The organism is Pseudomonas brassicacearum (genome assembly GCF_003732175.1).
GTDB lineage: Bacteria > Pseudomonadota > Gammaproteobacteria > Pseudomonadales > Pseudomonadaceae > Aquipseudomonas > Aquipseudomonas brassicacearum_G.
The window spans coordinates 100925-122508 of record NZ_MOBI01000024.1 but is presented as its reverse complement, the minus strand read 5'-3'; the positions used below and the strand labels follow the sequence as shown (position 1 = coordinate 122508).

Annotated in this window: 17 protein-coding genes; 9 read left to right on the top strand and 8 right to left on the bottom strand. The window is 58.0% G+C overall.

What is annotated here, in order from left to right; genetic code table 11:
- Positions 1-36: 36 nt before the first annotated feature.
- On the top strand, positions 37-4662 hold the full coding sequence (locus BK658_RS23585) for a coiled-coil domain-containing protein (RefSeq protein ID WP_123584410.1): 4626 nt from the start codon (positions 37-39) through the stop codon (positions 4660-4662).
- A 126-nt stretch (positions 4663-4788) separates the two neighbouring features.
- Here the strand turns inward: BK658_RS23585 and pdxR are convergent, their stop codons facing one another.
- The gene (gene pdxR / locus BK658_RS23580; protein ID WP_123584409.1) at positions 4789-6333 is read right to left on the bottom strand and encodes a MocR-like pyridoxine biosynthesis transcription factor PdxR; all 1545 of its coding nucleotides are present in this window, start codon (positions 6331-6333) and stop codon (positions 4789-4791) included.
- A 105-nt stretch (positions 6334-6438) separates the two neighbouring features.
- Between pdxR and BK658_RS23575 the strand changes: the two genes are divergently transcribed.
- The 3 genes from BK658_RS23575 to BK658_RS23565 are packed head-to-tail and all read left to right on the top strand — an operon-like array spanning position 6439 to position 8206.
- Positions 6439-7068, top strand: coding sequence for an FMN-binding negative transcriptional regulator (locus tag BK658_RS23575; RefSeq protein WP_123584408.1), 630 nt, complete (start codon positions 6439-6441; stop codon positions 7066-7068).
- 2 nt (positions 7069-7070) lie between these two features.
- Positions 7071-7517: a GNAT family N-acetyltransferase gene (locus BK658_RS23570; protein WP_123584407.1), complete on the top strand. Its 447-nt coding sequence runs from the start codon at positions 7071-7073 to the stop codon at positions 7515-7517.
- Between the two features lie 17 nt (positions 7518-7534).
- Complete coding sequence (locus BK658_RS23565) at positions 7535-8206, top strand: GNAT family N-acetyltransferase (RefSeq protein ID WP_123584406.1); 672 nt, start codon at positions 7535-7537, stop codon at positions 8204-8206.
- Between the two features lie 121 nt (positions 8207-8327).
- Here the strand turns inward: BK658_RS23565 and BK658_RS23560 are convergent, their stop codons facing one another.
- Positions 8328-9227: a homocysteine S-methyltransferase family protein gene (locus BK658_RS23560; protein WP_123584405.1), complete on the bottom strand. Its 900-nt coding sequence runs from the start codon at positions 9225-9227 to the stop codon at positions 8328-8330.
- Between the two features lie 113 nt (positions 9228-9340).
- Here BK658_RS23560 and BK658_RS23555 point away from each other — a divergent pair, with 113 nt between their 5' ends.
- A complete protein-coding gene (locus BK658_RS23555) occupies positions 9341-10162 on the top strand; it encodes an ABC transporter substrate-binding protein (RefSeq protein ID WP_123584404.1) in 822 nt (273 codons plus the stop codon).
- Positions 10159-10995, top strand: a complete 837-nt coding sequence (locus tag BK658_RS23550; RefSeq protein WP_123584403.1) for an amino acid ABC transporter permease — start codon at positions 10159-10161, stop codon at positions 10993-10995. Before BK658_RS23555 ends, BK658_RS23550 begins: the two co-directional genes overlap by 4 nt.
- A gap of 4 nt (positions 10996-10999) precedes the next feature.
- Here the strand turns inward: BK658_RS23550 and BK658_RS23545 are convergent, their stop codons facing one another.
- Positions 11000-11278 carry a helix-turn-helix domain-containing protein gene (locus tag BK658_RS23545; RefSeq protein ID WP_123584402.1) on the bottom strand — a complete coding sequence of 93 codons (279 nt, stop codon included), beginning with the start codon at positions 11276-11278 and terminating at the stop codon, positions 11000-11002.
- Entirely contained in the window at positions 11275-12600 is a 1326-nt protein-coding gene (locus BK658_RS23540) for a type II toxin-antitoxin system HipA family toxin (protein ID WP_123584401.1), read from the bottom strand. Before BK658_RS23540 ends, BK658_RS23545 begins: the two co-directional genes overlap by 4 nt.
- A 443-nt stretch (positions 12601-13043) precedes the next feature.
- On the opposite strand from BK658_RS23540, the gene BK658_RS23535 reads away from it, so the two are divergent.
- On the top strand, positions 13044-15107 hold the full coding sequence (locus BK658_RS23535) for an autotransporter outer membrane beta-barrel domain-containing protein (RefSeq protein WP_123584400.1): 2064 nt from the start codon (positions 13044-13046) through the stop codon (positions 15105-15107).
- A 79-nt stretch (positions 15108-15186) separates the two neighbouring features.
- Here BK658_RS23535 and oadA read toward each other — a convergent pair whose 3' ends face one another.
- Both oadA and BK658_RS23525 read right to left on the bottom strand, forming a co-directional pair.
- On the bottom strand, positions 15187-16995 hold the full coding sequence (oadA, locus tag BK658_RS23530) for a sodium-extruding oxaloacetate decarboxylase subunit alpha (protein ID WP_123584399.1): 1809 nt from the start codon (positions 16993-16995) through the stop codon (positions 15187-15189).
- An 11-nt stretch (positions 16996-17006) separates the two neighbouring features.
- Positions 17007-18422: an acetyl-CoA carboxylase biotin carboxylase subunit gene (locus BK658_RS23525; protein ID WP_054594785.1), complete on the bottom strand. Its 1416-nt coding sequence runs from the start codon at positions 18420-18422 to the stop codon at positions 17007-17009.
- Between the two features lie 189 nt (positions 18423-18611).
- Between BK658_RS23525 and BK658_RS23520 the strand changes: the two genes are divergently transcribed.
- Positions 18612-19574: a LysR family transcriptional regulator gene (locus BK658_RS23520; RefSeq protein ID WP_123427499.1), complete on the top strand. Its 963-nt coding sequence runs from the start codon at positions 18612-18614 to the stop codon at positions 19572-19574.
- On the opposite strand, the gene BK658_RS23515 is transcribed toward BK658_RS23520, so the two are convergent.
- Together BK658_RS23515 and hexR are read right to left on the bottom strand one after the other, a co-directional pair.
- On the bottom strand, positions 19516-19725 hold the full coding sequence (locus BK658_RS23515; protein ID WP_081013719.1) for a PA3496 family putative envelope integrity protein: 210 nt from the start codon (positions 19723-19725) through the stop codon (positions 19516-19518). The two genes, BK658_RS23520 and BK658_RS23515, sit on opposite strands and share 59 nt — an antisense overlap.
- A 233-nt stretch (positions 19726-19958) precedes the next feature.
- The gene (hexR, locus tag BK658_RS23510) at positions 19959-20825 is read right to left on the bottom strand and encodes a transcriptional regulator HexR (protein ID WP_007954250.1); all 867 of its coding nucleotides are present in this window, start codon (positions 20823-20825) and stop codon (positions 19959-19961) included.
- Between the two features lie 426 nt (positions 20826-21251).
- On the opposite strand from hexR, the gene BK658_RS23505 reads away from it, so the two are divergent.
- Positions 21252-21566 (top strand): hypothetical protein, encoded by a 315-nt coding sequence (locus tag BK658_RS23505; protein WP_123584398.1) that lies wholly within the window; start codon positions 21252-21254, stop codon positions 21564-21566.
- Positions 21567-21584: the final 18 nt, after the last annotated feature.

Below are 21584 nucleotides of genomic sequence, written 5' to 3'. Positions count from 1 at the left end.
ACTCAACCGCCAGCAAAACGTCATAAGGAAATGACCATGCCCGACAGTTCAACGACCAGGCCGGTATCCGGCGCCTCGGCCCCCCTCTTCAGTGATTTACTAAGGCAACTGTCCTCCGGTCCCTCAATCCGCGAGGTTTCCTCAACCGCACTGCGGCCGGCACTCAAAGCGCTGTACCCTCAACTGGACATCAATCCCTCTCTCGTCTTCGTCGTGACGCCGACATGGCAAATCATCGAGGGGGAAGTGGTGCCCGGCATCAGTCGGGTTGAATCACTCACAGGTACGCTGGTCAGGCATGGCCTGCACAAAACAGCCGTGACCTATATCGATGGCGAACATTACCTCTCGCGGCAACCAAACGGCGGCACACCGATCCAGCTCCCAGTCAAAATCGATGCGATCGGACGCCTGATCAACGAGCTCGCGCCATTGCTGTTCGTGGCGTATCAAGAACAGCAGCTGGACTTCTGGAACCAGACCGGCAGCGCGGCAATGCCCCGTTGGCAGGAACTGTCTCGCTCGCTGCACAAGATCTGGAATGTCGACAACGTCAAAGGCTGGGACGACGATCAGTGCGCAATGGCCCGCAACCTCTTCAATTACCCGGACCTGGCGGTACGGCTACCCCACGACAAATACCTGAGCAGGAGCTATCTGATCGATCTGGATATTCAGGACGGCGAAACGTCGAAACACGTCCGCCTCCTTGATATCGCTGTGCTGATCGGTGTTGTCGGGACGCGCGCACTGATCCTCACGTATTCGATTGCCAACGACTTCCAGTCGTTCGACACCCTGGAGCAACTGGGCCAGTCATTGCTCGCCCACCTCGAAACGCCAGCAACTGCCATGCAATGGCGGCTGTTTGAGCCGAGCGGCAACTTTTTCGACCTCCTGGCTTGCACCATAATTGCCAGTCAAAACGACGCAATAGGCGTTATAGACCCCTCCACTCCACGTCCTGCATCCAAACCCGGGCATCACGTCAGCAGCGTCGCGAACGACTTCGATGGGGTGAGCGCCAAAGAGTATTCGCGCTATAACCGAATACACGACTTGCTACCCGCCTGGCTCGCGAAGGCCTCGTCAGCGGATCTCAGCTCCTACAGCCGATACTTGTTGGACCTGGCACAACTGCAAGGTGAAAACGCAGGCAGATCCTTTCAGGATGGCATTCCATCGATCCAGGACTTTGCCCTCCAGGCCATTCGGCGTCAGATGCTCATAGAACATCCCGACGCAGCGAAGCTGAAACTCGAAGACATCGAAATCGTCGTCACCAGCGCCGTCGTCTGGGGCACCTTCGTGCTTCCCGGCAAGACCGATATCACCAGAATTCCTCTTACCGAACTTGCACTGGAAAACCTGATTGCGATCCCTCTTGGCAACAAGATCGTGCATTGCAAAAACGCTGATGCGGTCCCGGTATGGATGACACCAACCTACCTCGAAGGCCTGGTGAGTCAGGTAAACATCGGCCAGACCTACCCCGCACTCATCAAGCGCACATTGATCGACGCCACCCTGGACACACCGCGCAGACAAAACCTCTACGCCCGTCATTTGCGCCTGCAACTGCCACTGCTGGCACTGCAAAACAAAATCCGCGGCGAGGCCGGCATCGATGAGCGGGGCTATCGATACGTGGCCGCTGTCATGGAGTCTTCCAGCGAGAACCGCCAAGTGGACGGGCATGAGATCGTCATGCGCCCGCTGGCCTTCTTCCCGAGTCTCGAGCCTGACGCTACGCCCGATGAGGTCGATAACATGTTCGTGATCGGCCCAAGTGTTCAGGGCACCGGACCGGTCTTGCTCTACCGGCCATTGCTCACCCCCGCGCTGATGCAGTACCCCTCTACCGAGAATCTGCTGTACGCGATCAAACATTCGAAAGAATTACGCCTGTCTGTGCTCGCCTGGTTACCTGACAGCGCCCGCACCAACTATGCCCGCTACGTTTTCCCTGGTGAGCTGCCCTCGGTCTGGAGCCTGTCGCAATTGCTGGTCGATCCACTGACGCCGCTGACGATGACAGGCTCGATTTCCTTCGGTGAAAGGGTGATCGAAGATGATCTGATGCCAACGCTCTTCAACGCCAATGCCAGCGCGTTGATCACTCTGGCGGACCGGCAATCGGTATCAAACGCTGAAAATCGTTGGGCCACGCTCAAGCAAAGTGCCTGGATGATCTTTAATGCCGCGTTGCCTTTCCTCGGACGCACGGTGGGCACCGCTGCCTGGATCTGGCAGATCATGGATGACCTGCAACAGGCAGCCGATGCCAGGGAAAATGCCGATGGCCAGCACGAGTGGGCCGCCTTGACCGACGTTTTCCTGACCCTCGCGATGGTGCTCGTCAGTCACGCAACCGCACCGCGCGAATCCGCACAGAAAACCACAACACCCCATAGCAGCGGGCCACGAGAGACAGCTCTTCCAGACAAAGTCAGCGTGACCCGCAAACCCGATGTCGCCACTGACACCCTGCCTGCCTTACACGAAACATCGCTGCACTCAGACACTGCACTGATCCGTTCTCGCTTGAGCCTGGGACACCTGCTCGATAGCTTCAAGATTCCAAAACCCAAAGGCCTTGGCCAACCCGCGATCGAGCAAGGTCCGCACCAACACCTCTCACCCCTCGGGCAAAAATGGTACGCCAAGGTGAGCGAACGATGGTTTGAGGTCACCGTAAACGATAACGACGATGTGCTGATCACTGACTCCCGACAATCGCCTGTACGTACAGGCCCGTTGTTGATCAGCAACACAGCCGGTGAATGGTTCATCGATACCCGGCTACGACTGCGTGGCGGCGGCTTGAAAAGTCGCAGGGAGCAGATGCAGCGCGAGAACAAAGCACGCATCGCCGAACTTCGCACACAACTGGCTGCATTCGACCTGGAAATGGACAGCAAACGCGCCGAGCTGGCGAGTGCCCATACAGCCCTGAACAATGCACCCGGCACATCCGCTGAAGCCAGGCGCCAGCTGTTTCTCGACAAACTGGACACGCGCCTGAAGGACTATGACGTTGCGCTCGACCGGCTGAAAACCCTGAACAGGCTCGATACGGTGCCCAATTACCGTACCGCCATGGTCGAACTGCTGGGTACTCAGCTGTTCTTCAATCAAACCCGGATCGATCAACAGCAAACCACCTATAACCAGACGCTACGACGTACTTTCGAACTTCTTGAACAAGCGGAGACAGGAGGAAAAGAGCTGGATCGCGGCACGCTGCAGAAAATGACGGATCTGACCGAAGAGCTCATCAACAAGATCGAATTCGCTCATTCGCGCTTCGAGGAACTGAGCGTGCTCGGAAAGAATGCCGCCGAACTGACCCAAGAGTACAAGCAGAAATTACCCACCTTTGACGTGCAGGATCTGAAAGCATTCCAGGTCACCCTGGCCAAGGAGCTGTGCTTGAAAGACAGCAATACCCCCCTCATGACCGAGGCCAGGATTGCCATGAACAGTATCGGTGAGGATGCCGATCTGACCATTCAGGCATCCCTGGATGTGACCCTTGAGGATAACGAGCTCAACCTTGGTGAACGCATCGAGACCCTCAATACCCTGGTGAGTCAGTTCGCAGCCATCGACCAGCGCCTTGAAGACTTCGCAACCGACTACCCCGAGCAGCTTGCTCAGCAGCAGTTTGACCGTCTGCGCAAGCGAACCAATGAGTTCGATCAGGCGACGGTCAACTACCTGGTGCAGTTGCTGCGCGAGCGAGAGGCCCTGGAGCCCAAGCCTGGTCCCTCACGAGTCACTGCACCGCCGCGCAAAAAAATCATCAAGACCCGTTACAAGGGCATAGTCGTCGGTGAAGTCCGCAAGGACACGCCGATCGATGAGGTTCTGGTCGACGTCACCGAGCCGATGACGGGCAAAGTCATTGCTACCTTTCATGAGAAAACGCCCGGCGTCTGGCTTGAACGAGAGACCGGAAAACCCGCGCCGACAACAGATCCGAAGCTGGATCTGGGTGCCCGGATAACGCTCGGACAAGCGCTATTCGATGGTCTGGAAGCCTTCATCCAACGAACCAGAGCACACGCAAAGCGCCCGAACCGGATTCCGGTGGAAATAGAGGACATGTTCCAACAGCAAGCCCGGAAGCTGAAGCGCGCAGCCGACGGTATTGAAGAGGCCTTGCGTACCGGCAACACCACGGACACTCAATCGGATTCAGCCAAAACCCTGAAAAAACAGCTCACTGAAGCGGTCGCACGGCTTTACTCGGAGGGTCATATAACCCGGCTGGAAATGATCAAACTGCAACCTCCCACTGCCGCACGCATCGAGTGGCTACGGAGCAAAAACGCTGTCGACATCATCCGCAACGGCGAACGCAGACGACTCAAAAGCCCTGGGAAGGATTACCTTCAGGAATACGAAATTCTTGACCGAAAAACCCGGAAACCGCTGTGGTACGCTCACTTCCATTACGCCGGGCTGGCGGGCCCTGCCGATTCGTTTACGGCGGCTCACCTGAAAACCCGTGACCAACGATTATTGAAGGGGCGCTTCGACTGGCGTGCGACAACCAGCAATCACGAGCTGATTGCGGTCTATCGCAGTGAGATCAGCCCGCAACAGGCCAAAGAATTGTTCTTCACGCAGACGCCACCCTCTGCCTCAGGGTCGTGAGCCACACGTCCGACTAGAACCCGAGACCCGCGCTGATGCGGGTCTTTTTTGCACACATATTCAGTTACCGCCTGGGGCTCTCAGCGTCCCCACCTGCCTCACGACTCAGCCCTCCAAATCTCGGCATCACCAGACCTTTTTCAACCGCACGAGCGCTGCGCGGATCGCCTCCTCGGGCACCGCCGCGAAACCCAGCACCAGCCCGGCGCGCTGGTCTGGCGGGGTGCATGACTCCGGCAACCAATAGTTGCTCAGGCCATTGATCTCGACATCAACACTCGCGGCGGCGTTGATCAATTCATGTTCGCGAGCCAGACTCTCGACCGCCACCGTCAAGTGCAGCCCTGCCGCAACACTCGGCAGGCTGCCAACGCCTGGGATATCCATAGGCCAACCCGCCAACAGCGTGTTGCGCCGACTCAATGCCGCGCGCCGCATACGGCGGATATGCCGCTGAAAATGCCCGGCAGCCATGAACTCGGCCATCACCGCCTGAGTGCTCACCTCGGAATGGCGCACATCCACCGCACGACGCTGGGAGAATGCGTCTACCAGGCCCATCGGTAACACCAGATACCCCAGACGCAACGCCGGAAACGCGACTTTGCCGAAGGTGCCGACGTAAAGCACTCGACCCTGTCGATCCAGCGCCGCCAAAGGTGCCAGTGGGGCGCCGCTGTAGCGATACTCGCCGTCGTAGTCATCCTCGATGATCCAGCCGTCAGTGCGCTCAGCCCAGGCAAGCAATTCCAGACGCCGCGCCAGGCTCATGATCACTCCCGTCGGATACTGATGAGACGGCGTGACATAAGCCAATCGACAGTCGCTCAACTCAGCCAGTTCGGCACAATTGATGCCGTCGTTGTCTACCGAGACCCCATGCAAACGCGCCCCGGCTACGGCGAAGGCATGCCCAGCCGCGCGATAGCCGGGGTTTTCCACAGCCACCCCATCGCCGGGCTCCACCAGCAGCTGTGCACAAAGACTAATCCCCTGCTGTGCGCCACTGGTGATCACAATTTGCTCAGCGCTGCACTGCATGCCGCGCGCGCTACGCAGATAGGCCGCGATCAATCCGCGCAAGCGTTCGTCACCTTCGGGCGCGCCATAACACAGTTGCTGTAAATCCGGCTTACGCCAGAAAGCCGCATTCAGCTTGGCCCAGACCTCAAACGGGAACAGGTCAAAGGCCGGTACACCCACCCGAAACGCCCTCGGCGGACCACTTGCCGGTCTGGGTAAATGGTTCTTCTCGACCCTCTCCAGAGCACCTCTGTGGATAACTTTACTGGATGTAATCACAGGTAAATCCAGCCAATTTGTGGATAACCCTGTGGGTAAGCCTGTTGGTAACCCTGTGGATACTTTTGTGGATAGTTTTTTCGTCGGCAATGCCGTTTGCGGCAATTGCGCCACATACGTGCCGTCACCCACCCGGCCTTCGATGAAACCTTCGGCGTAGAGTTGATCGTAGGCACGGACCACGCTATTGCGCGAAATCGACAACGCTGCAGCCAGATCGCGGCTGGCAGGCAAGCGTGTGCCACTCACCAGCCGACCATCGAGCACACGCAGGCGTAAGGCCTGATAGAGCTGACGACTCAAGCCCTGACGGCGATCGAGTTCGATACCCGCCGGGTTGAACGACAGGGACAGCGGCGGGTTGTTCATGGCAACGGAGTCTCGCTAATGGACCTACGAAATTTGCTATTAATGGCTCTTACAACAGACCAATAGCCTGCCTAGGATAAAGGCATTCCGCCAAGGAAAATATCTATGTATACCCCCAGCGCATTTGCCATCGACGACCTCCCCGCACTGCATCAGCAGATCCTCGACACACGCCTGGCCGTGTTGGTTACCCATGGCGAGCAAGGCTTGCAGGCCAGCCATGTGCCGCTGCTGCTCAGCCCGGAACAAGGCCCGAATGGCACCCTTTACGGCCACCTGGCCCGAGCTAATCCACAGTGGCAGGAGCTGGAGGCCGGGGCCGAGGCGCTGGTGATTTTTGCCGGGGCCGATGCTTACGTCAGCCCGGCGTTCTACCCCAGCAAAGCTGAACACGGCAAAGTCGTGCCAACCTGGAACTACGTGGCGGTGCACGCCTATGGCAATGCCGAGGTGATCAGCGATGCTCATCGTCTGCGCAATCTGGTCAGCGACCTGACCGATCGCCATGAGCGCGGCCGCCCCCAGCCGTGGAAGGTTGACGATGCGCCGGCCCATTACATCGAAGGCATGCTCAAGGCCATTGTCGGCTTCGCCCTGCCGATCCACCGACTGGAAGGCAAGCGCAAGCTCAACCAGAACCGCAGTACCGCGGACATCGCCGGCGTGCGCGAAGGGCTGACTGCCAGCACTAATCCGCACGACCAGGCCCTCGCCCACCTGATGCCAAAGGAATGATCATGAACCAGATCGAGATTCGCCGTGTCACCGCCGACGACCACGCAGCCTGGCTGCCGTTGTGGCAAGCCTACCTGCGCTTCTACAACACCGAGCTGCCAGAGGCTGTCAGCCACAGCACCTGGCAACGGTTCCTCGACCCGAGCGAGCCGACCCATGCCGCCCTCGCCTGGGCAGATGGCAAAGCGGTGGGTATGGTGCATTTCATCTATCACCGCTCAAACTGGAGTATCGAAAACTCCTGCTACCTGCAAGACTTGCTGGTGACACCCGAAACCCGCGGCACCGGTGTCGGCCGCAAGCTGATCGAATTCGTCTACGCCACTGCCAAGGCGGACGGTTGCTGCAAGGTTCATTGGCTGACCCACGAAACCAACGCCACCGCGATCCAGCTCTACGAGCGCATCGCCGAACGCCCGGGTTTCATCCAGTTTCGCAAAGCCCTTTAAGGTTCAAGGAGAGCGGCATGTCGACTTTACTCGCGGACTGGAAAGGTGTCCCGGCACCAACGGTTCAACTGATCGAAGGGCGCTTCATTCGCCTGGAAAAACTCAACCCGGCGCGCCACGCCGACGGCTTGTTCAAAGCCCTGCAAGGCCCGGGCGCCGACCCGAAGCTGTGGGATTACTTGCCATACGGCCCGTTCCCGGAGCGTAGCGCGTTCAACGACTGGCTGAACAACCACGCCGCCAACAGCGACCCGTATTTTTTCAGCGTCATCGACCGTACCTCTGGTGAAGTGCAAGGCATCCTCAGCCTGATGTCGATCGTGCCGGCCCACGGTCGCATCGAAATCGGCCACGTCACCTTCGGCGCAGCGATGCAGCGCTCACCGAAAAGCACCGAAGCGGTGTACCTGCTGGCCAAAGAATCGTTCGCCCAGGGCTACCGTCGCCTGGAGTGGAAGTGCAACAACGGCAACGCCCGCTCCAAATACGCCGCCGAACGCCTGGGCTTCAGCTTCGAAGGCGTGTTTCGCCAGCACATGGTGGTCAAGGGCCAGAACCGCGACACCGCGTGGTATTCGATTCTGGATTCGGAATGGCCGGCGATTGGTGCCGGGTTTGAAAAGTGGCTGTCTGATGAGAATCAGACAGATTCGGGGCAGTTGAAAACATTGGCTGAGTGTCGGGGGTAACAGATGATGATCGTTCCCACGCTCCGCGTGGGAATGCAGCCCGTGACGCTCCGCGTCACATTCAAGAGCGGACGCAGAGAGCCCAGTGAGGCATTCCCACGCAGGAGTGTGGGAACGATCTTTACGCCAACTTCTGCGCCAACACCGCTATATGCTCCGGGCCAATCCCGCAGCAACCACCGAGATGGCTGGCGCCGCGCTTCTGCCAATCGGCTGCCCAATGCAGGTAACCGGGCGGATCGAGGTCCTCGCGCAACGGGTCCAGACCATCATTGGCCGTGGCCTCTTTCGGTTGCGGCGGGAAGGCGTTGGCGTACGCGCCGATGTGAGTCTTCGCACCTAAACGCTCGAAGGTTTCCCGCGCAGCATCAATCGCCGCACCGATTACTTCCGGCTGGCTGCAGTTGAACAGCAACGTTTCGACACCCAGTTCTGCGGCCACCGCAGCGGCTTCGGTCACAGGTTCACCCGAACGCAAACGCGGCACTTCGTCCGTGTCTTCATCCTTCAAGGTAAACGACAACCAGAACGGCTTACCGTCCTTTGGCAAACCGGCATGGATAGCCCGCGCCTCGACAATCGAACTCTGGGTTTCAGCCAGCCACAGGTCGACATGAGGTGCCAACCCGGTGACCAATGGCGTCAGCAATTCAGTCACCCGGGCAGCATCAAAAAGGTCCGGACGATAGGAACCGAACAGCGGCGGTAATGAACCCGCCACACGCACGGGCTGTTTAGCCGCGTCGGCTGCACGCCGTGCAAGCTCACCTGCCAAGGCGGCGAGCGCCTGACCTTCAGCCGCAAAACGTTCTTCACCGATATGAAACGGCACCACCGCGTAGCTGTTGCTGGTGATCACGTTCGCACCGCTTTCGATATAAGCCGTATGGACGGCCTCAACCGCTTGCGGTGCTTCGCTCAACGCCAACGCGGACCACTCAGGCTGCCTGAACGGCGCGCCTCGGCGTTGCAGTTCGCGACCCATACCGCCATCCAGAATTACCGTGCTGCCTGCGTCCATATGTTTTTTTCTCATATGCTTATGAAAATAACTCACTACCAGAGTCGTCCTTATAACTATTAAATACGCACCATTCCGTTAATAACAACTTCTTTTTTAGTCAGGAACTGCCCGTGAAACTTCAACCGCTACTGGCCCTGGGCCTGACGATTTTTGCTGCCTCTTCCCAAGCCTTTGCCGGTGCCACGCTGGATCGTATCGAGCAAAAGAAAGAGTTGGTGGGCGTGCTGATGGAAAGCTATCCGCCGTTCTCGTTCCTCAACGATCAGAACCAGCTCGACGGTTTCGACGTTGACGTGGCCAAAGCCGTGGCGGACAAACTTGGCGTCAAACTGCGTCTCGAAACGCCGTCCTGGGACGTGATCGCTGCCGGTCGCTGGAGCGGTCGCTATGACATCTGCATCTGCTCCATGACCCCGAGCAAGGCCCGCGCCGAAGTCTTCGATTTCCCGGTGGAGTACTACGCTTCGCCAGCCGTGATTGTGGTCAATGCCAAAGACGATCGCATCCATGACGCCAAAGACCTGAGCGACAAAAAAGTCGGCCTCACCAGCGCGTCCAGCTACGAAAGCTACCTGAACAAAAACCTGGTGATCGAAGGCGCTGAAGACACCCGATTGCAGTACCCGTTCGAGAACGTGCAGATCGCCCCGTATGACACCGACAATGTCGCCTTCCAGGACCTGAGCCTGGGCGCTGGCGTGCGACTGGATGCAGTCCTCACCAACCTTGTGACCGCACAACCGCGCCTGAACCAGGACCAGCGCTTCAAGCTTGCCGGCGAGCCGCTGTACTCGGAACCCAACTCCGTGGCCATCGAAAAGGGTGATGCCCAGTGGGATGGCAAAGTGCGCGAAGTCTTTGCCCAGTTGAAACAGGACGGCACCCTGACCCGGCTGTCACAAAAATGGATCGGCGCCGATATCAGCAAATGACTTCTTTCCCCCGACCTCCTCAGCCACCGCAACCGGTGGCTGAGTCATTGCTCAAACGCGCCTTTGGTTTTCGTACCCGCCTGTACCTGACTTGGGCGACGATGCTGGGTCTGTTCGCAAGTTTCTTCCTGAGCTTCGACCTGAAGTTTTCGATCATTCTCGACAAGCTGCCGAACCTGATCGGCCTGCATTTGGCGCCCAACGGCTTCTTGCAAGGCGCAGCACTGACACTGTTTTTGTGCCTGTGCTCGATTGTCGCCTCGTCGCTGCTGGGCTTCATCACCGCCCTGGCGCGGTTGTCGAAGAGTGCCGTGGCGTTCGGCATCGCAAGCTTCTACGCGTCATTTTTTCGTGGCACGCCGTTGCTGATTCAGATCCTGTTGATCTACCTCGGCCTGCCGCAGTTGGGCATTGTCCCCGGTGCCATTGCCGCCGGGATCATTGCGTTATCACTGAATTACGGTGCGTACCTGAGCGAAATCTTCCGCGCTGGCATCGTCGGTGTACCTCATGGCCAGCGCGAAGCTTCCCTCGCGTTGGGTATGCGCGAGTCGGTGATCTTCTGGCGAGTCACCCTGCCACAGGCCATGCGCACCATCATTCCGCCCACCACCAACCAATTCATCTCGATGCTCAAAGACTCATCACTGATCTCGGTGATGGGCGTCTGGGAAGTGATGTTCCTGGCGCAGTCCTATGGCCGTTCCAGTTATCGCTACATCGAAATGCTGAGCACGGCAGCGATCATTTACTGGCTGTTGTCGATTGGTCTGGAGTTGATTCAGGCGCGGATGGAGCGACATTACGCGAAGGCGTACAAGCAGCGGAGCTAGGGGTTCAGCTGATCGTACGCCGAACCCTCACCACTCCCATCTTCAAACCGAATGGTCGGAACACCGCATTCAGCGACTTAAGCGTCTGGTTCCCTTCCCCGTGCTCGATGTGCACCAGCGTTCGTACCGATATTTTGCACATCTTTGCGAATTGACTCTGGTGCAGGCCGGTGACCTCAACTCGCAAGCGTCGAACCGCATCACCAATCTCCAGGGTGCCTTCGGCCAGTCCTTGCTGAATGCTCTCGATCAGGAGAGCCCGGGCGTCAATGGAAAGCGTCATTTCAGCCCCCAGTTTTTCAAGCGCTGCTCAAGGTTTTTCAAAGCGATGCTCGGGTGGTTCATGGTGACGTCAGGCAAACCGCTGCCCGCCAGAATGTCCGGCAGCGCCAGCAAGTGCTCAGCATCTTGTCGCAGGCGTTCGAACACACCCTGCGGGTCAGCGATATCAGCTAACGCATGGCATACACCGCGCCAATCAATCTCCCCCGCCACCTCCAGCTCTTTTGACCATTTAGTGGTACGCGTCACATCCTCCTCGTCCATCACCATCGGCGCCAGATCGTAGATCGGAGCGAGGCGAAAGGAATCCATATCGCGGATGATCGAGGTGTTACGCCCATGGTTATCCGAATTGCCGAGAATTTTGTTGAGCAAATCACGACGCAGGTAATCCGCCACCAAGTCCGGCACTTGATCCGCCTGTCCAGCCTGTTTCCATAGAGTTGCGAGGAGCTGGATCACTTCCAGATGCTTCATGTAACTGCCGGGAATGGTCACGCCTGCCAGCGAATAGATTGATTCAACTGCCAGTCGCTCGACGCCCTGTTCGGTGACCTTGCGATCAAAACGCGGCATCCACAGACTGGGCTTGCTCGCCTCCTCCAACGCCAGCCCATCTGCCGCAATGGTCTCGATTCCTAGCGTCTGCAATGCCTTGTAGTAGTGGTATTCGCTTCTGAGGATGTCTTGATCCGTCTGACCTGCCTTGTTGCGGGCAAACTTCACAAACCAGTGACGCACTGCTTCGCCATCGTCCAGCACAGCGTCCGGGTATAGCAAACCTTCGCGGTTTTCGGTCATCAACAGTTTGGGTGCTTCACCTCCAGCCCCGGTCGCCCCACCAATGGCCGCGCCTTGCTCGTACGCGTATTCCAGGAAAGTGTTATCGCGGGCAATCACTTCTTCCCGGCGAAACCCCATAGGCGGCCTGCTATCCAACGCCTCGACCGACTCCTTGATGCGCATATTGCCGATAGGTGCCGGGGTGCTTCGGCCCAGCAAAAACAGGTCGGCACTCACCTCGTCAGGCTTTTCCTGACCCATGCGCGCCATCAGGAAACGCTTGGCTGCCCCAGCCGGCGCGATGTCATGCAGGAAGGCGGGCGCTTTTTTCAACGACACATTGTCCCAATCCAACGGCAATCTGGCGCTGACCGCTCGGGAGAAAGGGGATTGGATAAAGTCAAAATGACCGGCGATGTAATCCTGCTTGTAAGCGAATCGGCATGCCCCTTCGAACCCCTTTAACGGTTCGGCAAATACCAGCGTCATGGCGTCTAACCAATTTCCGGCGGCGTATAGCTGGAGAGTCAGTGTGTACATGGGCTAAACCTGCAATTTAATGCGTTCTCAGGGAGCTAAATGCTCATTCACTTGCAATATAGTGCATGTGCCTTTCAATAGCCTCATTGATATGCGCAATAAAATGCATTTATTGAGAAAATGACAGTATAAAAACGCATTAAAATGCATACAAGAACCTCAATTCCTCATACATCAATCTGTAAAACCCAACTGCATAGCTAGAAGACAGGCTGATCGAGCAGTAGCAGGACGAGTTTCCGAGCCTTCGCCAATCGACACATCCGAGAACGACGTAAGGAAAAACGTCAGTGCAAGAAGGTCAATGATCATCTGGCCTCGTGGGCTGGTCCTTTGCTACAACCAAAGCTCCAGCGCCTTGCAATAGAGCCGGAAATACCCGGCATCGGGGCATGCACCCGCCCTTTTAGAGTTCGACCTCCCCAAGGAAGAGGTCGCATTCAATGCCCATTTTGCACACTCATCGCCCACACCATCTCGCCCTGGCGATCGCCCTCGCCTTCGGCGGCATCGACATGTCCCATGCCCAGCAAACAGAGTCTGCCGTTACCGAGACCAAGCCCCGTCAGGTCAAGGCCCGAAAACCTGCGAAACCCAAACCCGACGCCCAGCAAACCGCCGGGCCGCACACACCTGATGCCCTCGCCAGCACAGCCGTGGAGTCGATCACCGCCGATAACACGCAAGCGCTTCCCGTTCCTGATCCACTGCTCGTCGACACGACGCATGACGCAAAAGCACCCACGGCAAGTGAAGGGTTGAGCACTGCGCTGACGCCTGATCTCCCGGCAGACGTGGCTACAAACGCCCGCGATGTGAAACAACACGACCTTGATAAACCCACGGTCCAGGAATTGTTCAGCGCATTCACAGTGGCACCCACCACTTATCAGACCCAAAGCGCAACCGCCCTCGAAACCGCCGATGGCTTTGCCGCGAGAGTCCTCAAGGGTGCCACCCTGTACAACCAGGGCAGTATCGCCGGCGATGTGAGGGTCGAGTCCGGTGGACTCTACGGCGGTGCCGGCTCAGTCAACAATCTGTTTGTAGACGGCGGCTTGTCGGCCAATGCAGCTCTTGGCGCCGCCAGAGTTCGTCAGGATCTGTACCTGAACGAGGGCGCCGTTCTGTTCTATGACATTGACGCCGAAGGCCGAAGCGCTACCGTTGTTGTCGAGGGTAAGGCAGCCATCGGCGGTGCTACGCTAGCAATCAATGCGGCCAATGCCGACCACCCGCTGACCAGCGAGCATGTCGTGCTCCAGGCTGGCAACGTCGAGGGAACGTTCGCCACCGTCACCAACAACCTGGCGTACATGACGCCCACCCTTGCCTACACCGACACCAGCGTTGGCCTGAGCTATGCCCGCAACGACGTGCCGCTGGAAAGCGCAGCCACCACCGACAATGCCCGCCAGGTCGCCAACAGCCTCGAATCCGATAAAACCGGCACAACGCAAATACAGAAGACTGATGCGGACAACGCTGCCGTCGATGCACTGCTCACTGCCAGCATAACCATCGCTGGGGCAGCACTGGAACAACTGGCCGGCGGCAACAATGCCAACCTCGCCAATGCCACTTTGAGCAGTATCCGGCCGGTAAGCGCGAGCATGCTTTCGGCCATGCGCGAGCTGAGCAACGATGCGAGCCTGCAAGATCGCTCGGCAACCGCTCACGACACCAACGGCAGGGTCTGGGTTCAGGCCCTCGGCAACTCCGCAACCCTCGATGACAAACGGGACAACAGTGCATTGCGGCAACGCACTCATGGCATTGTCGTGGGTGCAGACTGGTCCCTGGACAGTGAATGGCGCGTAGGTGTACTGGGTGGCAAATCACAAACACGCCTGGACAGTGTGCTACTGGACGGCGATCTCGACAGCTGGCACCTCGGTGCTTATGCCCTGCGTCAAAGCGGCCCGTTGGCATTGCGACTGGGTGCGACCTACAGCAGTCATGACGGTACGACCAAACGCAACATTGCCTTCAATCGTTATAGCAACAGACTCAAAGGTAGCTACAACGCCAGCAGCCAGCAGGTATTCGCCGAACTCGGTTACAACCTGAGCAGTGGCGCCCTGCAGGTCGAGCCTTTCGCAAACTTCGGTCATGAGCATTATCAACACGACAGCTACCGGGAAAGAGGCGGGCCGGCGGCATTGAAGGTCGACGAGCAAACCCAACGCAACTTCAACAGCATCTTTGGCCTGCGCCTGGCACACCGCAGCGACCTGGAAAACGGCATGCGCCTGACCCCGCGCATGAGCGCTGGCTGGAAGCACACCTACGGCAATGTCAGCAGCCATGTACATCAAACCTTTTTGGTCGGTGGCGAGTCGTTCTACGTCGAAGGTATTCCACTGGACCGCAACAGCCTGACACTGGAAGCGGGGGTGGACTTGAGGGTCTCGAAGCAGCACTCCCTGAGTGTTGCCTACAACGGTGAGATGAGCAGCAACAGCCACGAAAACGGCGTAATGGGGCAGTGGCGAATGAGCTTCTAACGTCCACAAATCCGCGGCGAAAAAAAAAGGGGGGCACATGCCCCCCCGAGGTAAAAGTGTTGCAATCGAGGCTGTTAAATCAGCCTTCGATCTCAATCAGGATTTCGCCCGGGTTGACCCGGTCGCCCTTGGCCACGTGGATGGCGGTGACTTTACCGGCGATGGCTGCTTGCACTTCGGTTTCCATCTTCATCGCTTCGGTGATCAGCACCGCCTGGCCGGCTTTCACGGTGTCGCCTTCCTTGACCAGCACATCGACGATGTTGCCCGGCATGGTGGTGCTGACGTGGCCCGGTGCGCTGGCTTGCTTGCGCTTGCTGCTGCCGCCGCCGACGAATTCGTTGAGTGGTTCGAACACTACTTCTTCCGGCATGCCGTCGATGGACAGGTAGAAGTGACGCTTGCCTTCGGACTTGACGCCCACACCGGTGATGTCGACGCGGTAGGTTTCACCGTGAACGTCGATGACGAACTCGGTCGGCACACCTTCGCCACCCGCCGAGGTCACGCCACCGGCTTCCGGAATTGGCAACAGCACTTCCGGGGTCAGGGTGCCGGCTTCGCGTTCTTCAAGGAACTTGCGCCCGATGTCCGGGAACATCGCATAGGTCAGCACGTCTTCTTCAGACTTGGCCAACGCGCCGATTTCGCCGCGCAGTTTGGTCATTTCCGGCTTGATCAAATCCGCCGGACGAACATCAATGACTTCTTCGTTGCCGATCGCCTGACGGCGCAGCTTCTCGTTAACAACACCCGGAGCCTTGCCGTAGCCGCCTTGCAGGTAGAGCTTCACTTCGTTGGTGATGGTCTTGTAGCGCTCGCCGGCCAACACGTTGAAGAACGCCTGAGTACCGACGATCTGCGACGTCGGGGTCACCAGCGGTGGGAAGCCGAGGTCTTCGCGAACCCGCGGGATTTCGGCCAACACTTCGCTCATGCGGTTCAGTGCACCCTGCTCTTTCAACTGGTTGGCAAGGTTGGAAATCATCCCACCCGGCACCTGGTTGACTTGCACGCGGGTGTCGACGGCGGTGAATTCACTTTCGAACTGGTGGTACTTCTTGCGCACGGCGTAGAAGTACAAACCGATTTCCTGCAGCAGCTCCAGACTCAGGCCGGTGTCGAACTCGCTGCCCTTAAGGGCGGCAACCATCGACTCGGTACCCGGATGACTGGTGCCCCAGGCGAAACTGGAGATCGCGGTGTCGATATTGTCGGCACCATTTTCGATGCCCTTGAGTTGGCACATCGCGGCCAGGCCGGCGGTATCGTGAGAGTGGATGAACACGGGCAGCGATTGCTCGCTTTTCAGTGCTTTGACCAATTCGCCAGTGGCGTACGGGGTCAGCAGGCCGGCCATGTCCTTGATCGCCACGGAGTCGCAACCCATGGCTTCCATTTGCCTGGCTTGCTCCACGAACGCCTCGATGGTGTGCACCGGGCTGGTGGTGTAGGCGATGGTTCCCTGCGCGTGTTTGCCGGCCGCTTTCACCGCTTCGATGGCCACCCGCAGGTTACGCACGTCGTTCATCGCATCGAAGATGCGGAACACGTCAATGCCATTCACGGCGGCCTTGGCGACGAAGGCTTTGACCACGTCGTCGCTATAGTGCCGGTAGCCCAACAGGTTCTGGCCGCGCAGGAGCATTTGCAGACGAGTGTTAGGCAGCGCCGCACGCAGTTTGCGCAAACGCTCCCACGGGTCTTCTTTGAGGAAGCGTACGCAGGCATCGAAGGTCGCGCCGCCCCAGACTTCCAGCGACCAGTAGCCGACTTTGTCGAGCTTGTCGCAGATCGGCAGCATGTCGTCAGTGCGCATGCGAGTCGCGAGCAGCGATTGGTGGGCGTCGCGCAGGATTGTGTCGGTTACGTGGATTTTTTTAGTCATTGGAATATTCCTCACAGGCCTGCGTGGGCGGCGATGGCGGCGGCGATGGCCAGGGCCAGCTCTTCGGGTTTGCGCTTGATCGAGTAGTTGGTCAGCTCAGGGTGGCTTTCAACGAAGCTGGTGTTGAACTGACCGCTACGGAATTCCGGGTTACGCAGGATTTCCTGGTAATAGGCGGCAGTGGTCTTGACCCCTTGCAGACGCATGTCGTCGAGGGCGCGCAAGCCACGGTCCATCGCCTCTTCCCAGGTCAACGCCCAGACCACCAGTTTCAGGCACATGGAATCGTAGAACGGTGGAATGGTGTAACCGGTGTAGATCGCCGTGTCGGTACGTACGCCGGGACCACCGGGTGCGTAGTAACGGGTGATCTTGCCGAAGCTCGGCAGGAAGTTGTTTTTCGGGTCTTCGGCGTTGATCCGGAATTGCAGCGCAAAACCGCGGTGCTGGATGTCTTCCTGCTTCACCGACAGCGGCAGGCCGGAGGCAATGCGGATCTGCTCACGGACGATGTCGATACCGGTGATTTCTTCAGTGATGGTGTGTTCCACCTGCACCCGGGTATTCATCTCCATGAAGTACACCTCGCCCTCGGCGAGCAGGAACTCCACGGTGCCGGCGTTCTCGTAACCCACCGCCTTGGCAGCACGCACCGACAAGTCGCCGATATAGGCTCGCTGCTCTGGCGTCAGTTGCGGGCTCGGGGCGATCTCGATCAGCTTCTGGTTACGACGCTGGATCGAGCAGTCACGCTCGAACAGGTGCACCACATTGCCGAAACTGTCGCCGAGGATCTGCGCTTCGATGTGCTTGGGATTGACGATGCATTTTTCGAGGAAGACTTCCGCCGAACCAAAGGCCTTGGTCGCTTCGGAAATCACCCGCGGGAAAGCTTGTTCGAGTTCATCGCGGCTGTTGCAGCGACGAATCCCGCGACCGCCACCACCGGAGGTGGCCTTGAGCATCACCGGGTAACCGATGCGATCGCCTTCGGTCAGGGCTTCGGCGATGTCGGCGACATTGCCTTCAGTGCCCGGCGTGACCGGCACGCCGGCCTTGATCATGCTGCGGCGGGCTTCGGTCTTGTCGCCCATGCGGCGAATGACTTCTGCTGACGGGCCAATGAATTTGATTCCGCGCTCGGCGCAGATATCGGCCAGCTCGGCGTTTTCCGAAAGAAAGCCGTAACCTGGGTGCAACGCGTCGCAACCGGTTTCCACCGCGAGGTTCACCAGCTTGCGCGGGTTCAGATAACCGGCCAGTGGCTCGGCACCAATGCTGTGGGCTTCATCGGCGCGTTTGACATGCAACGCATGACGATCGGCGTCGGAATAGATCGCGACCGAACGAATGCCCATCTCGGCGCAGGCACGTACGATTCGTACGGCAATCTCACCACGGTTGGCAATCAGGATCTTTTTTATCACTTGGAGGTTCCCTTGAGCCGGTTGCTACCCACGACCTTGGACTGGGTCGGCGCGTGACTAAATGTTTCAAGCCAGTCGCACAGTCACACTAGCCCGCTCAAGGGATTAACAAAAATCAATAATAATTGGGTCAGGCATAAGTAAAGACTTATAGTTGAAGAGCCAACCCGCGACCTGAGTATTTAAATAATGCGTAAGTCCTTGATGCGTATGACATTACGCCAGCTTCAGATCTTCAACGAAGTCTGCGATTTGCGTTCCTACAGCCGTGCAGCTGACGAAATGTCGCTCACACAACCGGCCGTCAGCCTACAGATTCGTCAGCTTGAAGAGCTGATTGGTCAGCCTTTGTTCGATTACGTCGGCAAAAAGCTCTACATGACCGAAGCGGCTGAAGCGTTACAGCGCGCCAGCCGGGATATTTTCGGGCGCCTGGAAAACCTCGATATGCAGCTCTCGGACATGCAAGGTTCATTGCAAGGTCAGCTGAAACTGGCCGTGGAATCCAGCGCCAAGTACTTCGTACCGCACTTGTTTGCCGCCTTCAAGCGCCAGCACCCGGAAGTGAACCTGCAACTGACGGTGGTCAACCGTGGACAGGTCATCCGACGCCTGTCCGACAACCGTGACGACCTGGTGATCATGTCCATGGTGCCGCAGGACATGGGCCTGGAGTTCTTGCCGTTCCTCAACAACCCGATCGTTGCCGTGGCGCCACCGGATCATCCGCTGTGCCACATGGGTCCCTTGCGCTTGCAGGATCTTGAACCCTACACATTGCTGCTGCGTGAGCCCGGTTCCGGGACACGGTTGGCGTGCGAGGAGTATTTCAAAGAGAAGCGCGTGCACTTCAACCAGACCCAGGAAGTCTCGTCGGCCGAAGCCCAGCGCGAATGCGTGGTAGCGGGTCTGGGCCTGGCCTTGTTGACGCGCCACGCCCTGAACCTGGAGTTGGCGACCGGCGGACTCAAAGAGCTGCCGGTCGAAGAGCTGCCGTTGTACCGCAGCTGGTGCCTGGTGCAGGCCAAAGCCAAACGCCTGTCACCGGTAGCGCATGCGTTCCTGGGGTTTATCCGCAGTGAACGGGTGCAGATCAGCGCGCTGGTTGAGCGTTTCGACGCGAAGCTGCCGGTGTTGCCTGCCAATAGTTGAGCTCCAGATCCGGATATTCACCGATCTCGGCCAGAAGCTGACGGTGCTCGCAACGGTCTTCAATCGCGCGGCGAAACGCCATGCGACGCTGGTCTTCTTGCTGACGGCGGGTTTTGACTGCGCTGTTGCGTTCTTCGTAGTGCTGGGCCATTTCGAGTCTCCCAAGGCGAGTACGGGAGTTTCAAGATAGGCGCAGGGGATGACGGTTTGGCGGCACGGGGATTACAGGGATGTGAACTTTCGGCGCCTTCGAGGACGCCATCGCGAGCAGGCTCGCTCCCACAGGTTCAGTGTTGCACACGCTCTTTGTGCAACACCGGCGATCAATTGTGGGAGCGAGCCTGCTCGCGATTAAGGTCGGAACGACCTTCCAGCAATCTCGGATCAGTCGTCGAGGGCTTTGACCGATTTGGGCGACAGACGCAAGCTTCGAAGGCTGCGTTTGACGCTCTTGAGGTGGTTGACCAGGCTCGGCCCGCGCGCCATGGCCACGCCCATGGCCAGCACGTCGATCACCACCAGGTGCGCGATACGCGAGGTCAGCGGTGTATAGATCTCGGTGTCTTCATGCACATCAATCGCCAGGTTGACAGTCGACAGCTCCGCCAACGGGGTCTGGCTCGGGCACAACGTGATCAGCGAGGCACCGCTTTCACGCACCAGGTTGGCGGTGATCAACAGGTCCTTGGAGCGGCCGGACTGGGAAATGCAGATCGCCACGTCCGTCGGCTTCAGCGTGACCGCCGACATCGCCTGCATGTGCGGGTCGGAATAGGCCGCAGCCGTCAGCAGTAACCGGAAGAATTTATGCTGGGCATCCGCCGCCACCGCGCCGGACGCACCAAAACCATAGAACTCGACGCGCTGGGCTTGGGACATGAGGGTCACAGCCCTCTGCAACTCCAACGGATCGAGCTTCTCGCGAACTTCCATCAGGGTGTGCAGGGTGGTGTCGAAAATTTTCAGGCTGTAGTCGGCGACCGAGTCGTCTTCGTGAATCGCGAACTGCCCGAAACTCGCTCCTGCTGCCAGGCTTTGCGCCAGTTTCAGCTTCAAGTCCTGAAAGCCCGAACAACCGATGGCCCGGCAGAAGCGCACGATGGTCGGTTCGCTGATGCCGACACTGTGGGCAAGATCGGCCATGGAACTGTGCATCACAGCCGCAGGATCAAGCAGCACATGATCGGCGACCTTGAGCTCCGACTTGCGTAACAGATGGCGTGACTGGGCGATGTGCTGCAACAGATTCAAAGGGCAGGACTCATTGTTATTGGCTGACGCCGAAGATGTAGCAATTTTGTAGTTATACTACAAGAATTCGCTTTTTGCCTGTTCAATCCGTAACTCAATGCCTGTGCTGCCCACGGTTTTGGCCCTGCATACGCGATGTAGCTGCCTTCGCACGTTACCCCACCCGTAAGCAGCCGCTGTCGTTTTCAAGCCCCTTGACGCGCCTTCATCCCTTATCTCAACTTGAAACGACAACTTCTCCCGTTCGGCACTCACTGCTGACACCTGCACTTTGCCCAACTAACAAAGTCAATCCACACCCAACCAACTCTTGGCGCACGAACACGCTTACATCTTGAACAACTGTGCCACTCCACAAACAAAATACTTCGCGCTAATAATGGCCGGGCAGGAAGCACTTTAATTCTAACTTATGGAATATTAAATATGACTATTAAAAACAGTGACTGGGTAGCGCAGATCAACCGTATGCCGGGTGACCTTTTTTTCCGCACTTACGGAACCGTGACCGTGGCGCATCCCGGCATTACACCGACATTGGTACTGAGCCCAATGCAAGACAAGTCCTTCGACCTAAGACTTGATCTGGAACTTAAAGACTCTGGCGACATTAAAACTCAGGTCGAAACAGAAAAAGCCGTCATCTATAAAAACCTCGGCGACTCACATGTCACCGGTGTCAGTATTTTCTTCGAAGGCGAACTTCTGCATCATATTAAAGACGTCATGATCACCCATTAAGATAAAAAGACACTCATT